Origin of the sequence: Bacteroides sp. ET71 (assembly GCF_023336905.1) — a bacterium.
Lineage (GTDB): Bacteria > Bacteroidota > Bacteroidia > Bacteroidales > Bacteroidaceae > Bacteroides.
Genome location: NZ_JAMBLS010000153.1, coordinates 1 through 421, shown reverse-complemented (window position 1 = coordinate 421; position 421 = coordinate 1). Strand labels below are relative to the sequence as shown.

The window sequence follows — 421 nt, the reverse complement described above, 5'->3', positions numbered from 1 at the left end:
ACGGAATCCCCTTTTGCATGCTTCGTGGCCGAGGGCGCAGGCCAGATAGCTTTTCCCCGTTCCTGAAGAACCGGTAATGAAAAGGTTCTGTGCCTTATGCACAAAATCAAGGGTGGCGAGACGTTCCATCTGGTTGCGATCCAGCCCACGGTTCGTGGCATAGTCGATCTGTTCAATATAGGCCTTGTAACGGAATGCCGCATTCTTGGTAAGCCGTGCAATGGCAGCCTGCGCACGATAGTCCCATTCGCGTGCAAGGAGCATGGAAAGGAACGTGTCCGCAGTCATGGATTGCGGAGTGGTGCCGGCAAGACTTTCCCTGAAAGCCTCTGCCATGCCATGCAATTTCATACGGTTCATTAAATCCAGCGATATGGTATTCTGGTCCTGTTGTCCCGTAACGGGAGCTGTTTTATTGTTT

At 52.0% G+C, this 421-nt stretch carries 1 protein-coding gene; it reads right to left on the bottom strand.

Annotated features, from left to right (window positions below):
- Positions 1 to 421, bottom strand: a 421-nt coding sequence (locus M3090_RS15645; protein ID WP_249057804.1) for an ATP-binding protein, incomplete at both ends; no start/stop codon positions are given.